General features: G+C 71.4%; 14 protein-coding genes. 10 read left to right on the top strand and 4 right to left on the bottom strand.

The window, feature by feature from the left end:
- Nucleotides 1-71: 71 nt before the first annotated feature.
- The 3 genes from DEJ14_RS15985 to DEJ14_RS15975 all read right to left on the bottom strand — a co-directional run bounded on the left by DEJ14_RS15985 (nucleotide 72) and on the right by DEJ14_RS15975 (nucleotide 3988).
- Nucleotides 72-1934 carry a glycoside hydrolase family 2 protein gene (locus tag DEJ14_RS15985; protein WP_111086291.1) on the bottom strand — a complete coding sequence of 621 codons (1863 nt, stop codon included), beginning with the start codon at nucleotides 1932-1934 and terminating at the stop codon, nucleotides 72-74.
- Between the two features lie 88 nt (nucleotides 1935-2022).
- Complete coding sequence (locus DEJ14_RS15980) at nucleotides 2023-2478, bottom strand: MaoC/PaaZ C-terminal domain-containing protein (protein ID WP_111086290.1); 456 nt, start codon at nucleotides 2476-2478, stop codon at nucleotides 2023-2025.
- Nucleotides 2479-2527: 49 nt separating this feature from the next.
- Nucleotides 2528-3988 (bottom strand): CHAD domain-containing protein, encoded by a 1461-nt coding sequence (locus DEJ14_RS15975; RefSeq protein WP_111086289.1) that lies wholly within the window; start codon nucleotides 3986-3988, stop codon nucleotides 2528-2530.
- Between the two features lie 141 nt (nucleotides 3989-4129).
- On the opposite strand from DEJ14_RS15975, the gene DEJ14_RS15970 reads away from it, so the two are divergent.
- The gene (locus DEJ14_RS15970) at nucleotides 4130-5449 is read left to right on the top strand and encodes a phosphotransferase (RefSeq protein ID WP_111086288.1); all 1320 of its coding nucleotides are present in this window, start codon (nucleotides 4130-4132) and stop codon (nucleotides 5447-5449) included.
- A gap of 102 nt (nucleotides 5450-5551) precedes the next feature.
- Here the strand turns inward: DEJ14_RS15970 and DEJ14_RS15965 are convergent, their stop codons facing one another.
- Nucleotides 5552-5908 (bottom strand): DUF1844 domain-containing protein, encoded by a 357-nt coding sequence (locus DEJ14_RS15965; protein ID WP_173170823.1) that lies wholly within the window; start codon nucleotides 5906-5908, stop codon nucleotides 5552-5554.
- Between the two features lie 288 nt (nucleotides 5909-6196).
- Here DEJ14_RS15965 and infC point away from each other — a divergent pair, with 288 nt between their 5' ends.
- From infC to argB, 9 genes are all read left to right on the top strand, one after another.
- Nucleotides 6197-6880, top strand: coding sequence for a translation initiation factor IF-3 (infC, locus tag DEJ14_RS15960; protein ID WP_111086287.1), 684 nt, complete (start codon nucleotides 6197-6199; stop codon nucleotides 6878-6880).
- Nucleotides 6881-6940: 60 nt separating this feature from the next.
- Nucleotides 6941-7135: a 50S ribosomal protein L35 gene (gene rpmI, locus DEJ14_RS15955; protein WP_111086286.1), complete on the top strand. Its 195-nt coding sequence runs from the start codon at nucleotides 6941-6943 to the stop codon at nucleotides 7133-7135.
- Nucleotides 7136-7162: 27 nt separating this feature from the next.
- Nucleotides 7163-7546 carry a 50S ribosomal protein L20 gene (rplT, locus tag DEJ14_RS15950; RefSeq protein ID WP_111086285.1) on the top strand — a complete coding sequence of 128 codons (384 nt, stop codon included), beginning with the start codon at nucleotides 7163-7165 and terminating at the stop codon, nucleotides 7544-7546.
- Nucleotides 7547-7611: 65 nt separating this feature from the next.
- Entirely contained in the window at nucleotides 7612-8475 is an 864-nt protein-coding gene (locus DEJ14_RS15945) for a TrmH family RNA methyltransferase (protein ID WP_111086284.1), read from the top strand.
- Between the two features lie 67 nt (nucleotides 8476-8542).
- Nucleotides 8543-9583, top strand: coding sequence for a phenylalanine--tRNA ligase subunit alpha (gene pheS / locus DEJ14_RS15940; RefSeq protein WP_111086283.1), 1041 nt, complete (start codon nucleotides 8543-8545; stop codon nucleotides 9581-9583).
- On the top strand, nucleotides 9583-12075 hold the full coding sequence (gene pheT, locus DEJ14_RS15935) for a phenylalanine--tRNA ligase subunit beta (RefSeq protein WP_111086282.1): 2493 nt from the start codon (nucleotides 9583-9585) through the stop codon (nucleotides 12073-12075). The genes pheS and pheT overlap by 1 nt, the downstream gene beginning before the upstream one ends.
- A 78-nt stretch (nucleotides 12076-12153) precedes the next feature.
- A complete protein-coding gene (locus DEJ14_RS15930) occupies nucleotides 12154-13251 on the top strand; it encodes an N-acetyl-gamma-glutamyl-phosphate reductase (RefSeq protein ID WP_111086281.1) in 1098 nt (365 codons plus the stop codon).
- Nucleotides 13248-14456 (top strand): bifunctional glutamate N-acetyltransferase/amino-acid acetyltransferase ArgJ, encoded by a 1209-nt coding sequence (gene argJ / locus DEJ14_RS15925; RefSeq protein WP_258373341.1) that lies wholly within the window; start codon nucleotides 13248-13250, stop codon nucleotides 14454-14456. The genes DEJ14_RS15930 and argJ overlap by 4 nt, the downstream gene beginning before the upstream one ends.
- Nucleotides 14456-15508, top strand: coding sequence for an acetylglutamate kinase (argB, locus tag DEJ14_RS15920; RefSeq protein WP_111086280.1), 1053 nt, complete (start codon nucleotides 14456-14458; stop codon nucleotides 15506-15508). The genes argJ and argB overlap by 1 nt, the downstream gene beginning before the upstream one ends.
- Nucleotides 15509-15555: the final 47 nt, after the last annotated feature.

Below are 15555 nucleotides of genomic sequence, written 5' to 3'. Positions count from 1 at the left end.
TCGTGAGCAGCAATGGTCGGGTCCGTCTGCCGGACCCGACCATTGCTGCTCACGAAGTGCGGGCCTCCCGGCTAGCGACCGGTGACCGCCAGGCGGATCTGCTCGATCGGGACCTTCGGGGAGCGGTCGGCGTTCAGCAGGCCGTTCGTCTCCTGCATGGTGTCGGTCAGCTGCGTGTAGCAGGAGCCAGCCAGGAACGAGCTCGCCCGGATCGCGTCGTACAGCGCCGTGATGCGGGTGACCCAGTCGTCGCCGTCGCTGGCCGAGGTGTAACCCCAGCCGTCCTCGCGCTGTGCACCGGGCTGGTAGTTCACGCCACCGAACTCGGTGAGCATCACCGGCTGGCCGAGGTCCTGCGCGCCACCGACGAGCACCCAGCGGTCCGCCGGGCCGAAGTGGGCGAACAGTGCCGTGCGGGCGTCGTCGTCCGAGTAGGTCTTGGCGAGGGCATCGCCGGCACCCTCGTAGTCGTGGACCGTGACGATGTCGGAGTTGGTGTGCTCCCATCCGTCGTTCGAGATCACCGGACGCGTCGGGTCGATCGCCCGCGTGACGTCGGCCAGGGACCGGGCGTAGGCCTGCTGCGCCGGGTCGGTGGCGATGTGCTGCACGCCCCAGCTCTCGTTCGCCGGCACCCACGTGACGATCGACGGGTGCGAGGCATCGCGCTCGACGGCGTCCATCCACTCGCGCATCAGGCGCTGGACGGCTCGCGGCGAGAAGGCGTAGGCGCCGGGGGCCTCGCCCCAGACCAGGATGCCGAGTCGGTCCGCCCAGTACAGGAACCGGGGGTCCTCGATCTTCTGGTGGTTGCGGGCGGCGTTGAAGCCGAGCTCCTTGATGAGCTCGACCTCGCGGCGCAGCGCCTCGCGTGACGGTGCGGCGATGTGCGAGTCCGGCCAGTAGCCCTGGTTCAGGACGCTGCGGACGTCGTAGCTGCGGCCGTTCAGCAGGAAGGTGCCGCCGTCGACGCCGACGGTGCGGAGTCCGAAGTAGGACGCGACGGAGTCGATCGGCGTTGCGCCGGTACGGGGGAGCAGCGAGACCGTGGCGTCGACCAGGCGCGGGGCGTCCGGGGTCCAGTGCAGTTCGTCCTCGGCCTGCCCGTTCGTCTGGCGCGCGATCGGCACGACCACGTCGAACTCGTCCGAGGTGTCGCCGAGCGTGGCCTCGACGGTGGCGAGGTGCTCGTCGCGCTCGTCCCACCGGGCGACGACGCGCAGGCGCTCGCCGCCGGTGCGGTCTCCCGCGATCCGGACCGTCAGGCGGACGGTGGCGTGGTCGACGTTCGTCCAGCGCAGGTACCCGATCGAGGCGGTCGGCACGGCTTCGAGCCACACGGTCTGCCAGATGCCCGTGGTGCGGCGGTACCAGATGGCGTGCGGGTCCTCGTGCCAGTCCTGCTTGCCGCGGGGCTGGGTCAGGTCGTGCGGGTCGTCCTCGGCGCGGACGACCAGGGTGTGGTCGGCGTCGGGGTCGGTGGCGAGGGCGTCGGTCACGTCGAACGAGAACGGCGTGTGACCGCCCTCGTGCTCGCCGATGAACTGGCCGTCGATCCAGACGCGGGCGCGGTAGTCGACGGCGCCGAAGTGCAGGACGAGTCGGGGTGCGGCGGTGTCGTGTCCGGCTGCCTCGAGGTCGGCGCGGGTGATCGCGCGGGAGTACCAGACCACGGGGTGGAAGCCGGGCTCGTCGATGCCCGAGGCGACGGACTCGGGCGGGAACGGCACGACGATGTCGCGGGCGTCGGGGAACCCGGCGCGCCAGTCGGTGTCGTCGCCGTCGTTCCGGAAGGACCACGTGCCGTCGAGGTCGGCCCACGCGGTGCGGAGCATCTGCGGCCGGGGGTACGTGCCGTCCTGCCGCGAGGCGAGGGGGAGTGCGGGAGCGGATGCGGTGTCAGGTGCGGCCACGGTGCCGTCGAGCGTGCTCATGAGTCGATACTCCCGCGCGGGTACATCGTTGTAAAGAGCGTCGCAACGATTGCCGTCCGGAGAATCCGGTGGGTGCTCGGGGGCGACGTCAGGCGATCGCGGCGTCGCGCGTCAGGACCATCACGTCCATGCGTCCCTGCTGCACCACGTCGCCGCGCTGGTTCCGCAACGAGACCGTCCGCTCGACGATGCCGGTCCTGCCGGAGCTCGTCAGGCGCGTTGACAGGATCTCGACCTCGCAGGTCACGGTGTCGCCGATGAACACCGGCTCGGTGAACCGCCACTGGTCGATCCCGAGCAGTGCCACGGCCGACCCCTCGAACACCCCGGTCCGTGCGATCAGCCCCAGGCAGAGCGAGGTGCCGAGCAGCCCGTGCACGATCCGCTGGCCGTACCGGGTCTTGCCGGCGAACTCCACGTCGGTGTGCACCTGGTTGTTGTCGTTCGTCCACGAGGCGAAGGACACGACGTCCGCCTCGGTGATCGTGCGACCCGGGGTCGTGAAGGTCTGTCCGGCGGCGAGGTCCTCGAGGTAGTGGGGCACGTCTGCGATTCTCGCAGAGCAGCGCGACGAGCAGCCCGCCGAGCCGCGCTCACAGCCGGGCGAGCACCTTCCGCGATCGTCGCAGCCCCCGCTCGAACACCGCATGCTCGGCCGTCGCCAGCGCCCCGTACCCGAAGGTGTCGGCCCCGTCCCGAGCCGCGGGCCCGGACAGCCGCCGGTAGGCCTCCGCCGCGTGGGCCGCGTCGAGGGCGTCACCGAGCGTCTCCTGCACCCGCCGCAGCCGACCGAGCCGCCGCTTCCCGAGATCGGCGACGTCACCGGCTGCCTGCAGCGCGTACCGCAGGCGCCGTGCCGCCTTCCGGATCTCGTGCAGGACGTCGAGACCGGCTGCCCCACCGTCGACCAGTCGTCGGACCCGAGTGCGCTCGCGGTCAATGCGCTGCGCGACGAAGGCAGCGGCGGCGTCGTCGGCGTGCGGTCCGGCCGGGGCGCGGAGCAGCAGCTGGTCGAGCGCGTCGAGGGTGCGGAACCAGTCGTCCGAGCGCAGGGCCTGGCGGAGTTCCGCTGCGGCCGCGCTGCGGAGTGCCGCCGCCTGCTCGCCGATCCGGTCCAGCGTGGGCGCGTCGACGAAGCCGTCGGGGGCCCGCGCCGCCGACCGGAACAGCCCGCCGTGCAAGACCTCGGCATCGCGGGCGACACCGGCGACGCGTCCGGCCTCGGCAAGTGCGGCCCGCAGTGCCTCGGTTGCCTCACGGTCGAGCGCCCCGCGGTACGCCGCGAGCACGCTCCGCAGCCGACGGACCACCTTCCGGAAGTCGTGCACCGACTCGTGGTCGTCGGCGCGGACTCGGGGGTCGACCGCGACGAGGTCGGCGCGCAGCGACTCGAGGACCCGCAGGACGAACGCCGCAGCGGTGCCCGAACGTGGTCGCTTCGCCCGGTTGCCGCGCCGCTCCGGGGTGAGCACGGGAGCGGACGCGACCGCGACCGCCGAGGTCGACGGCGGCTCGGTGGCCGCGTCGTCCAGCGCTCGCTCCGCGGCCCGTGCCGTGGTGCCGTCCCGCCCGTCGTCCGACAGGGCCCACCACCGTGCGGACCGCAGCACGGTGCTGTCCGGGTCACCTTCGTCCACCCGGACGTCGGCGATCTCGGCCCGCACCCGACCGTCCTTGCCGCGCAGGGTCACGAGCGTCGTCGTGGTGTCCCGGATGCGGACCGTCGCCACCGCCCGCCCGCGCAGGAACACCTCGACCCCGTCACGCGGGGGCTGCTCGCCGTCCGGTCGATCGAGGTCCGTGCCCACCGGTTCCGGGCCGTCGCCGTGGTCGAGGCTCCAGGAACCGTCCTGGGCGCGGGTGAGCGTCACCCCTTCGGCCGCGAGCACACGCTCCGCGGAGTCCCACACGGTCTCGCGGAGCGTCACGGGCTCGTGCCGTTCGACGGCGGATGCGAGGGGCTCGAGTGCCGGCAGTCGGCGGTCGTCGGGGATCCGCCAGCTCCGGCGGGGATCGGTGCGGGCGGTGTCGGGGGCGGGGTGCTGACTCGGCATGTCCGCAAGTGTCGTCCGACTGTGCCCGTGCGGTCCGAGCGCAGGCGTGTTCTGTGGACGGACCGCTCAGAACCGCGAGCTGTGCAGGGATGAGTGACGGACTCGGCACCTCGCCAGCACTCGGCGCGTACGGTCCGCTGCATGAGCGACGGAGCCCGCCACCCCAGCGACACCGCACCCGACACCCGCGAGACCGCACCCCCGAGCGCCACCGCCCCGAGCGACCACGACCTCGAGTCCTGGATCGGCGACCGCCGGTGGTACGCGTCGAAGGGGTCCGTGCCGCGCCTCCGCACCCTCTCCACCGCCGACGGCACCCGACTCGTCCTCGACGAAGCCCCCGCAGCACCCGCGGCTCCGGTCCTCTACCAGTCACCCGTGGTCAGCGGCCCCGACGGCACCATCGCCGACGCCACCACCGACCACGCGTGGATCACGGCGCTCGCCGCACGCATCGACGCCGACCCGCAGAGCCTGCGCCCCATCGGCCGGGTCACCGGTGCGCGCGTCCTGACCGGCGAGCAGTCCAACACCTCGGTCATCTGCGACACCGAGTCCGGCGCCCGGGTCATCATCAAGGTGTTCCGCGTCCTGCACCACGGCGACAACCCCGACGTCACGACGCAGCTCGCGTTGTCCGCCGCCGGCAGTGCACGCGTCCCCCTGGTCTACGGCGCGTTGCGGAGCAGCTGGCCCGACGTCGGGCAGGGCAGCGGCACGGCGACCGGCCACCTCGCGTTCGCGCAGGAGTTCCTCCCCGGCCTCGAGGACGCCTGGCGCGTGGCGCTCGAGGAAGCACACGCCGGCACACCCTTCGGAGACCGGGCCGAGCAGCTCGGTGCGGCGCTGGCCGACGTCCACCGCACCCTCGCCGAGGCGCTGCCGTCCGAACCCGCCGACGAGGCCCGACGAGACGCAGCGGTCGCGACGATGCACGAGCGGCTCGACACGGCCGCGCGCGAGGCCCCGGCCGTCGCCGAGCACGCGGACGCGATCCGAGCGGTCTACGCCCGTGCCACGGCGACGCCTTGGCCGGACCTGCAGCGCATCCACGGCGACCTGCACCTCGGCCAGGTGCTCGCCGCCCCCGAGCCGCGCGGCTGGGTCTTCCTCGACTTCGAGGGGGAGCCGCTCCGTCCCCTGGCCGAACGCTCGTTGCCGGACGTCACGCTCCGTGACGTGGCCGGCATGCTCCGGTCGTTCGACTACGTCGCCGGAGCCCTGGCGCACGACGCGGATCCGGTCGACGCAGCGGCCTGGGCGGACGAGGCACGCGTGCGGTTCCTCGACGGGTACCAGCGGGGGACCGGCGCCGACCTCCGAGCGCACCGCGAGCTCCTCGATGCGTTCGAGCTCGACAAGGCCGTCTACGAGGTCGTCTACGAGGCCCGGAACCGACCCGACTGGGTCGGCATCCCGCTCGCGGCCGTCACGCGCCTGGTCGGCCGAAGCGCGTCCTGACCGCGCACCCGAAGGCGGACGGGAGGCCCGTGGCGATCCCGCCACGGGCCTCCCGTCGAACGCCGTGACGGACAGTGCCCGTCGTGCGTCAGCCGCCAGCCGTCAGTTGACGGGGCCGGTGTACTTCTCGCCCGGTCCGGCGCCCGGTGCGTCCGGGATCGCCGACGCCTCGCGGAACGCGAGCTGCACCGAGCGCAGCCCGTCGCGCAGCGGACGCGCGTGGTGGTCGCCGATCTCGGTCGCCGCCGCGGTGACCAGTCCGGCCAGTGCGGTGATGAGCTTGCGCGCTTCGTCCAGGTCGGTCTGCTCCTGGGGGTCGTCGGCCAGGCCGACCTTCACGGCGGCGGCACTGAGCAGGTGCACGGCCACGGTGTTGATGAGTTCGACGGCCGGCACCTCCGAGATGTCCCTGGCGGCATCGATGCCGCTGCCGTCGTCGTCGATCGGGGTGTCGGTCACGGTGCTCCTCTGCTAGACTCGCTCGCGGCAGATGCTGTCCGTGTGCCATCAGGTTCTCCTGAAGCGCTGGGACGGTGTCACGAAAGAGGAGTCTCTCCCACCCGCGGCCGCGTTCCACCAGGCTACCGGGTCACCACCGCTCCACGAGTGCACAGCAACTGGGTGCACGCGTCGGTCGGGTCCACGGATCCGACGCAGGGCGGCTGCCGAACGGGTTCCGATCCGTGCGTCAGATCTCCTCTCTCGTGCTGTCGTCCAGGGCAAACGTCCCGGACGACCACCACCTGATTGAAGGAGCTCCGCATCACCGATCCCCGTACCAACGACCGAATCCGCGTTCCCGAAGTCCGACTCGTCGGCCCGCAGGGTGAGCAGGTCGGCGTTGTCCCGATCGCCATGGCACTGCGCCTCGCGCAGGAAGCCGAACTGGATCTGGTCGAGGTCGCGCCGAACTCGAAGCCGCCCGTGGCCAAGATCATGGACTACGGCAAGTTCAAGTACGAAGCCGCTCAGAAGGCCAAGGAAGCCCGTCGCAACCAGGTGAACACGGACCTGAAAGAGGTCCGTTTCCGCCTGAAGATCGACGTGCACGACTACGAGACGAAGCGCAAGCGCGCCGAGGGGTTCCTCCTCGGTGGCGACAAGGTGAAGGCGATGATCCTCTTCCGTGGCCGCGAGCAGTCGCGTCCGGAGCAGGGTGTCCGTCTCCTCCACAAGTTCGCGGAGGAGATCGCCGAGTTCGGCGTCGTCGAGTCCCGTCCCACCCAGGACGGCCGCAACATGACGATGATCATCGCCCCCCTGAAGAACAAGTCCGACGTCAAGGGCGAGCAGAACGCGAAGCGCGCTGCACAGAAGGCCGAGCGTCGTGCCACCGAGCACGCTGCGAAGGACCACTCGGAGACCGACGCCCCGGCCGAGGCTCCCGCGCAGGACACGGCACCGGCGAAGAGCGACGCTCCCGCCGAGTAGGTCACCCAGACCGACCCCGCAACGACGCGGCTCCCATCCATCCCACGGAAAGGCACCACCATGCCCAAGCAGAAGACCCACTCCGGGTCGAAGAAGCGCTTCAAGATCACCGGTACCGGCAAGGTCATGAAGCAGCAGGCCGGTATGCGTCACAACCTCGAGGTCAAGAGCTCCAAGCGCAAGGCCCGCCTGAACGAGGACCAGGTCCTCTCCAAGGCAGACGCGAAGAACGTCAAGAAGCTCCTCGGCCACTGAGCCCCCGGATCGTAAAGGAATAGTGCAATGGCACGAGTAAAGAGAGCGGTCAACGCCGCCAAGAAGCGCCGCGTCATCCTCGAGCGCGCCGAGGGTTACCGCGGCCAGCGTTCGCGTCTGTACCGCAAGGCCAAGGAGCAGGTCACCCACTCCCTGGTCTACGCGTACCGCGACCGTCACGCGAAGAAGGGCGAGTTCCGTCGCCTGTGGATCCAGCGCATCAACGCTGCGTCCCGTGCGAACGGCCTGACCTACAACCGTCTGATCCAGGGTCTGGGTCTCGCCGGTGTCGAGGTCGACCGTCGCATCCTCGCCGACCTCGCGGTGAACAACCCCGAGACCTTCACCGCGCTCGTCGAGACCGCGAAGAAGGCCCTCCCGGCCGACACCTCGGCCCCGAAGGCTGCGTAGTCAGTTCTTCTGCTCGCGAAACCCCCGCCGCACGGCGGGGGTTTCGTCGTTCCTAGACTTGGGTCGTGAGCGAACTCCTCGAGAACCCCCGTGCCGGACGCGTGAAGGCCGTCGCGGCCCTGTCGAAGAAGGACGTCCGTGCCGAAACGGGCCTCTTCCTGCTGGAGGGGCCGCAGGCGGTGCGTGAAGCACTCGAGTACGCCCCGGAGCTCCTGCGCGAGCTCTACGTGACGCCGACTGCCGCAGCCCGCTACGGCCTCGACGACGCGCCGGTCGACACCTGGTTCGTGACGGAGCAGGTCCTCGACGCGATGGCCGACACCGTGACGCCACAGGGCGTCGTCGCCGTCTGCCAGCAGTTCCCGACGTCGGTCAAGGACGTCTTCCCGGACCGTCGCGTCGGTGATGCTGCTGCTGCCGTCGACCTGGAGGCCCGTGGGGACTCCGACGAGCCGGCCGCGTTGCCGGGACTGGTCGCCATCCTCGAAGAGGTACGGGACCCGGGGAACGCCGGCACGATCATCCGCGCCGCCGACTCCGCCGGCGCCGACGCGGTGGTCCTCACCGGGCGGTCAGTGGACCCGTACAACCCGAAGGTCGTCCGGTCGACCACGGGCTCGCTGTTCCACGTGCCGGTGTCGGTCGGCGTGACCCTGTCCGACACGATCGCACGGGCGAAGGCACTCGGGTACACCGTGCTCGCGGCCGACGTCTCGGGCGACGACCTGCCGGTGGTCCGGGCCGAGGGCATGCTCGACGGTCCGACCGCGTGGGTGTTCGGCAACGAGGCCCGTGGGCTCACCACCGAGGACCTCGCGCTCGTCGACCGTGCGGTGAAGGTGCCGATCTACGGCCAGGCGGAGTCGATGAACCTGGCGACGGCGGCCTCGGTCTGCCTGTACGAGTCGGCGTTCGCACTCCGGAGCTGACCCCTCCTCTCCACAGTCCGACCGGTGCAGGCGGGTGGTATCCCGTCGGCCGGTAGGCTTGGGTCTCGTGTCAGAACCTCTCGAGATCAGCGAATCGGCCGTCGCCGACGCCGTGGACGCAGCACTCGCCGCCGTCCGCGCCACGACGACGGTCGCCGAACTGAAGCAGGCCAGGGCCGAGCACACCGGTGAGCAGTCGCCGCTGGCTCGGATGAACGCGTCGATGCGCAGCGTCCCGCCGGAGCAGAAGGCCGCGGCCGGCAAGCTCGTCGGTCAGGCCCGCGGGCGGCTGAACGCGGCGATCGCGGAGCAGGAGTCGGTCCTCGCCGTGGCTGAAGAGCGCGCGCGGCTCGAGGCCGAGCGTGTCGACGTCACCGCGTTGCCGACCCACCGCCCGACCGGCTCGCGCCACCCGCTCTCACTCCTGAACGAAGCCGTCGCGGACATCTTCGTCGGCATGGGGTGGGAAGTGGCGGAGGGCCCCGAGCTCGAGCACGAGTGGTTCAACTTCGACGCCCTGAACTTCGACCAGGACCACCCGGCCAGGGCCATGGCGGACACGATCTTCGTCGAGCCCGTCGACCGCCACCTGGTCATGCGCACCCACACGTCGCCCGTGCAGGTGCGGTCGCTGCTGTCCCGCGACCTCCCGCTCTACGTCATCGCACCGGGTCGCGTGTACCGCGCCGACGAGCTCGACGCCACGCACCTGCCGGTCTTCACCCAGGTCGAGGGCATCGCGATCGACAAGGGCCTGACGATGGCGCACCTGCGCGGCACGCTCGAGCACTTCGCCCGCCAGGTCTTCGGTGCCGAGGCGCAGATCCGCCTGCGCCCGAACTACTTCCCGTTCACCGAGCCCAGCGCCGAGATGGACGTCTGGCAGCCGAACGCCAAGGGTGGCGCCCGGTGGGTCGAGTGGGGCGGCTGCGGCATGGTCAACCCGAACGTCCTGCGTGCCGCCGGCATCGACCCGGACGAGTACCAGGGCTTCGCCTTCGGCATGGGCATCGAGCGGACGCTGCAGTTCCGCAACGGCCTGAACGACATGCGTGACTTCCTCGAGGGCGACATCCGCTTCTCGCAGCAGTTCGGAACGGTGGTCTGATGCGCGTCCCACTCCGCTGGCTCGGCGAGTCCGTCGACCTCCCCGAGGACGTCACCCTCGAGCACGTCCACGCGGCGCTCGTGTCGGTCGGCTTCGAGGAAGAGGACGTCCACACCTTCGACCTGACCGGCCCCGTCGTGGTCGGCCGGGTGCTCGAGCGCGTCCCGGAACCGCAGAAGAACGGCAAGACGATCAACTGGTGCCAGGTGGACGTCGGCGAGCCCGAGCCCCGCGGCATCGTCTGCGGTGCGCACAACTTCGACGTGGGCGACCTCGTCGTCGTGACGCTGCCCGGCGCCGTGCTGCCCGGACCGTTCCCGATCGCAGCTCGCAAGACCTACGGACACGTCTCCGACGGCATGATCGCCTCGGCGCGCGAGCTCGGTCTCGGCGACGAGCACGAGGGCATCCTGCGCTTCGCAGACCTCGACATGGAGCCCGACGTCGGCCAGGACGCCATCGCGCTCCTCGGCCTCGACGACGCGGCGGTCGAGATCAACGTCACGCCGGACCGCGGGTACGTGCTGAGCATGCGCGGTGTCGCGCGTGAGTACGCCCACGGCACCGGCGCGAGCTTCCACGACCCCGTCGACCGCGTCGCACCCCGCACTGCCGAGGGCTTCTCGGTGACGATCGACGACCGGGCCCCGATCCGTGGTCGCGTGGGCGCGAGCACCTTCGTCACCCGCGTCGTCCGTGGCATCGACCCCACCGCGAAGACACCGGCCTGGATGGTGTCGCGTCTCGCCCTGGCAGGCGTCCGCGCGATCTCGCTGCCGGTCGACATCACGAACTACGTCATGTTCGAGCTCGGCCAGCCGCTGCACGGCTACGACCTGTCGACCGTGCGCGGTGGCCTGGGAGTCCGTCGTGCCGCTGCGGGCGAGACGCTCGAGACCCTCGACGGCGCCGTGCGGAAGCTCGACCCCGAGGACCTCGTCATCACCGACGACGACGGCCCCGTCGGGCTCGCCGGCGTGATGGGCGGTGCCCGCACCGAGATCTCGGCGAGCACGACCGACGTCCTGATCGAGGCAGCCGGCTTCGACCAGGTCTCGATCGCGCGGACCGCTCGCCGCCACAAGCTGCCGAGCGAGGCCTCCCGTCGCTTCGAGCGCGGCGTCGACCCGCTCGTGGCCGAGGCCGCGGCGAACCGCGCCGTCGACCTCCTCGTCGAGCTCGCCGGCGGCACGGCAGACGCCCTCGGCTCGACGCTCGTCGACACCGAGCCGCGTGCGACGGTCCCCATGTGCACCTCGCGGCCGGCCGAGCTCATCGGCGTGGACTACACCGACGCCGAGGTCGTGGACACCCTCCGTGCGATCGGCGCGACGGTGCAGGCCGACGGCGCGCAGCTCGCCGTCACCCCGCCGACCTGGCGTCCCGACCTGACCGACGACACCACCTTGGTCGAAGAGGTCGCGCGGATCGTCGGGTACGACCGCATCCCGAGCGTGCTCCCCGTGGCCCCGCCCGGACGCGGGCTCACCCCGCACCAGCAGGCGCGCCGCCGGGTCTCCGCGGCCCTCGCCGCCGCGGGTCTGGTCGAAGCGGTGACGGCGCCGTTCGTCTCCGCCGCGACGCAGGATGCCTACCCGGGGATCGACCCGGAGGGCGGCCCGAGCGTCGTCCTCGCCAACGCCCTCGACAGCGAGCAGAACCTGCTCCGCCGCAGTGGTGTGCCGGCCCTCGTCGACGCCGCCCGCCGGAACGTCTCGCGCGGCCTGCTCGACGTCGCGCTCTACGAGACCTCGCGGGTGTTCCTGCCGGTGACGGGCGTGACGCTCGGCACCGACGAGGTCCCGGCCGGTGCCGCGCTGCCCGACCGCGCGACGCTCGAGGCGCTCGACGCGTCCCTGCCCGCACAGCCGTTCCACGTGTCCGCCCTGCTCACCGGCAACCGCGTCGGCAAGCAGGCGGGCGTCGCGGCCGAGCAGTACGGCATCGCCGACGCGATCGACGCGGCCCGCCAGGTCGCGTGGGCCGTCGGCGTGGAACTGCGCGTCGCGCAGACCACCCACCCGTCCCTGCACCCGGGCCGTGCGGCATCGCTGTTCGTGGGCGACACCGTCGTGGGCGTCGCCGGCGAACTCCTGCCGGAGCTGTCCGCCGCTGCGGTGCTGCCCCGCGTGGTGGCCGTGGTCGAGCTCGACCTCGACGCCATGGTGGCTGCGGCCCCCGACCTCGTCGCGGTCGCGCCGATCGTGTCGTACCCGGCAGCGACGCAGGACCTGTCCCTGGTCGTCGACGCCGGGGTGCCGGCCGGTGACGTGTTGGATGCGGTCCGCTCTGGTGCCGGAGACCTGTTGGAGTATGCTCGGCTCGTGGATGACTACCGGGGCTCCGGCGTGGACGAGGGACAGAAGTCCCTGACGTTCGCCCTGCGCTTCCGTGCCACGGACCGCACGCTGACCGCTGCCGAGGCCACCGAGGCCCGTGACGGCGCAGTCCGACGTGCCGGCGAGCGATTCGGGGCGACCCTGCGCGACTGACCCACGACGGGATCAGCACCGCCCGGGGTCGCCGCCTCCGACTCTCTCGACGACCAGTCCGACCAAAGGTGGAATCCCATGTCCGTATCCGTCGCCGTGGCGGGAGCCTCCGGCTACGCGGGTGGTGAGCTCCTGCGCGTGCTCTCCGCCCATCCCGAGTTCGACGTCAGGACGGTGACGGCGTTCTCGAACGCCGGACAGCCGTTGATCGCGACGCAGCCGCACCTCCGGTCGCTGTCGCACCTGACCCTCGAGAAGACGACGGCCGAGACGCTCCGAGGGCACGACGTCGTGTTCCTGGCGCTGCCGCACGGTCAGTCGGGGGCGATCACCGAGGAGCTCGGCGACGACGCCCTGGTGGTGGACTGCGGCGCGGACCACCGTCTGACGGACCCCGCGGCCTGGGAGCAGTTCTACGGTGGCGACTACCACGGCGCCTGGACCTACGGCCTGCCCGAGCTCCTGCTCGCCGCCCCGACCCCGGGTTCGGCCGACGAGTGGCGCGAGGTCGAGGACATCGCGTCGCAGGGCAAGCAGCGTTCGGCCCTGGTCGGCACCAAGCGGATCGCGGTCCCCGGGTGCAACGTCACCGCGGTGACGCTCGGCATCCAGCCGGGCATCCAGGCCGGGCTCGTCGAGTCGGACGACATCGTCGCGGTGCTGAGCGTCGGCCCGAGCGGTGCCGGCAAGAAGCTCGCCAACACCTACCTGGCGTCCGAGATCATGGGCTCCGCCAGCGCCTACGCGGTGGGCGGCACGCACCGGCACGTCCCGGAGATCCAGCAGAACCTGGTCGTCGCGGGTGCTGCCGACGTGACGATCTCGTTCACGCCGGTACTCGTCCCGATGTCGCGGGGCATCCTCGCGACGACGACGGCCAAGATCACCCCGGGTGTCAGCGCCCGCGACGTGCGGCTCGCCTGGGAGCAGGCCTACGCCGACGAGCCGTTCGTGCACCTGTTGCCCGAGGGCGAGTTCCCCCGGGTCGCGGACACGATCGGCGCGAACACCGCGCTCGTCGGCATCGCGGTCGACGAGGCCGCAGGCCGCGTCGTCGCCGTGACGGCACTCGACAACCTCGCGAAGGGCACGGCAGGTGCCGCCGTCCAGTCGACCAACATCGCCCTGGGTCTGCCGGAGACCCTGGGCCTCAGCGTGGACGGAGTCGCACCGTGACCGACCTCACCGACGTGAGCAAGCCCACCCAGGGCGAACCGGGCCTCCAGGGCGTCACCGCGGCAGCGGGTTTCCGCGCTGCCGGCGTGACCGCCGGCCTGAAGACCAGCGGCAGGCCGGACGTGGCCCTCGTCGTCAACGACGGCCCCGACGCGGCCGTGGCCGCGGTCTTCACCAGCAACCGCGCGCAGGCGCACCCGGTGATCTGGTCCCGCCAGGTCGTCGGTGACGGCGTCGCGCGCGCCGTCGTCCTGAACTCCGGCGGCGCCAACTGCTTCACCGGCCCCTTCGGCTTCCAGACCACGCACCTGACCGCCGAGGCCGTCGGCGACGCCCTCGGCATCGGCGCGGGCGACGTCGTCGTCTGCTCCACCGGCCTCATCGGGGTCGGCGACCAGACGTTCCGCGACAACGTGCTGCGCGGGGTCGACCTGGCGAGCACCGCACTGAGCGCCGACGGCGGCCCGGACGCGGCCACGGCCATCATGACGACCGACACCCGGGCGAAGCAGTCCGTGGTGACCGAGGACGGCTGGACGGTCGGCGGCATGGCGAAGGGTGCGGGCATGCTCGCACCCGGGCTCGCGACGATGCTCGTCGTGATCACCACCGACGCCGTGCAGACCCCGGACCAGCTCGACCAGGCCCTCCGCGCGGCCACCCGCATCACCTTCGACCGCGTCGACTCGGACGGCTGCATGTCGACGAACGACACCGTCGTGCTGCTGTCGTCGGGCGCGAGCGGGGTGACGCCCGAGGTCGGCGACTTCCAGGAAGCACTGACCGCGGTCTGCGCCGACCTGGCCCGCCAGCTGCAGCAGGACGCCGAGGGCGCCAGCCACGACATCGCGATCGAGGTCGTGCACGCAGCGACCGAGGACGACGCCGTCACCGTCGGCCGGAGCGTGGCGCGCAACAACCTGTTCAAGGCGGCCGTCTTCGGCAACGACCCGAACTGGGGTCGGGTCCTCGCTGCCATCGGCACCACCGACGCCGACTTCGACCCGTACGCGGTCGACGTCAGCATGAACGGTGTCCGGGTCTGCCACGCCGGCGCCCCGGACCAGCCGAGCGGCGCCGTCGACCTGACGCCGCGGGACACCCTTGTGCGCATCGACCTCGGCGTCGGGACGCACTCGGCGACGATCCTGACCAACGACCTCACGCACGACTACGTGCACGAGAACAGCGCGTACTCCAGCTGATGGCGAACGACACCGAAGGGGCCGGGACGCCCCTCACGAAGGAAGAAGAGCACGAGTTCGCCGCCGTCAAGGCGGCGACCCTGATCGAGTCCCTGCCGTGGCTCAAGCGGTTCTCCGGCAAGGTCGTCGTCGTCAAGTTCGGCGGCAACGCGATGGTGAACGAGGACCTCAAGCGTGCGTTCGCCGAGGACATGGTCTACCTCCGCTACGCCGGGCTGCACCCCGTCGTCGTGCACGGCGGGGGTCCGCAGATCTCGGCCGCGCTCAAGGAACAGGGCATCGAGTCCGAGTTCCGTGGCGGCTACCGCGTCACCACGACCGAGGCGATCTCGGTCGTCCGCGACGTCCTGGCTGGCGAGGTCAACCGCGAGATCGTCGACCTGATGAACGAGCACGGCGAAGGCCTGGCCGTCGGCGTGTTCGGCGACGGCGGGTCGTTGTTCACCGGCGAGCAGAAGGGTGTGGTCGTCGACGGGCAGGAGTACGACCTCGGCCACGTGGGTGACATCACCCACGTCGACCCGTCAGGGGTGCTCGCCGCGATCGAGGCCGGCCGGATCCCGGTGGTGTCGAGCATCGCGATCGACGACGCCCACCCGGACCAGGCGCTCAACGTGAACGCCGACGCAGCCGCGGGTGCCCTGGCGATCGCGCTGCGTGCGTCGAAGCTCATCATGCTCACCGACGTCCCCGGCCTGTACCGCAACTGGCCGGACCGCGACTCGCTCGTCGACCTCATCGCGGTCGAGGAGCTCCGCGAGCTCCTGCCGTCCCTCGAGTCGGGCATGATCCCGAAGATGACCGCGTGCCTCGACGCCGTGGTCGGCGGGGTCGGCGGGGCGACGATCATCGACGGCCGGATCCCGCACTCGATCCTGCTCGAGGTCTTCACCCTGCGTGGTGCGGGCACCGAGGTGATCCCGGACCCGAGCCGACGCACCGAGAACCAGATGACCCACGCCGAGATCGGCCGACGCGTCGCAGCACCGTCGACGAGCACCAGCACCGGCCAACACGTGGCCAGCACGACCGAGAAGGGGCAGCAGCCGTGAGCAGCGAGACGCAGACCGAGACCTGGAACGACCGGTTCGGGGCGTCG

Origin of the sequence: Curtobacterium sp. MCJR17_020 (assembly GCF_003234365.2) — a bacterium.
Lineage (GTDB): Bacteria > Actinomycetota > Actinomycetes > Actinomycetales > Microbacteriaceae > Curtobacterium.
The sequence above is the reverse complement of the archived record's forward strand: the minus strand, read 5'-3'. Positions and strand labels throughout refer to the sequence as shown.